Annotated in this window: 1 protein-coding gene and 1 pseudogene; one reads left to right on the forward strand and one right to left on the reverse strand. The window is 69.3% G+C overall.

Annotated features, from left to right (window positions below):
• A pseudogene (locus ACFPJ1_RS33315) lies at positions 1 to 353 on the reverse strand (hypothetical protein); the annotation flags it as partial.
• A 76-nt stretch (positions 354 to 429) separates the two neighbouring features.
• On the opposite strand from ACFPJ1_RS33315, the gene ACFPJ1_RS33320 reads away from it, so the two are divergent.
• Entirely contained in the window at positions 430 to 1050 is a 621-nt protein-coding gene (locus ACFPJ1_RS33320; protein WP_380110112.1) for a TetR/AcrR family transcriptional regulator, read from the forward strand.
• Positions 1051 to 1055 lie beyond the last annotated feature (5 nt).

Here is a 1055-nt window from a genome sequence, read left to right on the forward strand (position 1 = left end):
AGCGCGCCTGCCGCGTAGAGAAGCAGGAACAGCGTTTCGCGGGCGGCCACGGATCGCCGCGGTGCGCGACTGGCGAGGTCAGGCATGGCCCGTTTGCGGGAGACCCAGAAGGTCAGTGCGGTGAGCAGCAGCACCTCGACGAGGACGAGGTTGGCGTCGACAACCCGACCGAGCGGTGTCCGGGCGGCGGCGCTCGGCCAGTCGAACGGCAACGTGTCTCCCGCCACCGCAAGAGCCAGTCCGTTGCAGGCCACCCAGCCCGCGGCGGCAAGGTGGACGCTGCGCTGGCGGAGCAACGCGCGGAGGCCAATGCGGCGCCCGGGTTGCGTCTCGGGCTCGTTGACGAGGGCCATGGCGGGGTCTCCAACACGTTTGGTAGCACGACTGTGCTACCACCGGAACGTAGCACGACTGTGCTATAAAGAGCCAGTGCCCAAGGTTGTGGACCCGATGGAGCGCCGCCGCGAGCTGGTCGAGGCTGTGCTGCGGGTGGTACGCCGCGACGGCCTGGAGCAGGCCTCGGTGCGCAACGTCGCCCGTGAGGCGGGGCTGTCGATGGGATCGCTGCGCCACTACTTCGTGAGTCAGTCCGAGCTGATGGTCTTCGCGTTCCGGACCGTCATCGACCGGATCGAGGCCCGCCTCGCGAGCCTGGAACCCGAGCCCGACCTGAGGAGGCGAGCAGAGCTCGTGTTGGCTGAACTGCTCCCGCTCGATGACGACCGGCGCGCCGAGAACGAGGTCTGGTTGGCCTTCACGTCCCGGGCCATGGTCGACCCGTCGCTTCGGGCCCTGCGAGACGAGGGCTACGCCGCGCTCGAGGCCGGCTGTCGAGCCTTGCTCACCGACCTCTCGGCGGCCGGCCTCGCCCCGACCGACGCTACGGCTGAGGCTGAGCGGCTGCACGCCTGGCTCGACGGACTCGCAGTGCACGCAGCCATGCGGCCAGACATCCACACGGCCGAGAAACTGACAGCCGCCATCACATATCACCTCGACGCGCTCGCGACCGAAGGAGCCGTTGCTCTGCGGGGCCAGCGGTCGTGTTAGAGCCG

Origin of the sequence: Kribbella qitaiheensis (assembly GCF_042657745.1) — a bacterium.
GTDB classification, from domain to species: Bacteria; Actinomycetota; Actinomycetes; order Propionibacteriales; family Kribbellaceae; genus Kribbella; species Kribbella qitaiheensis.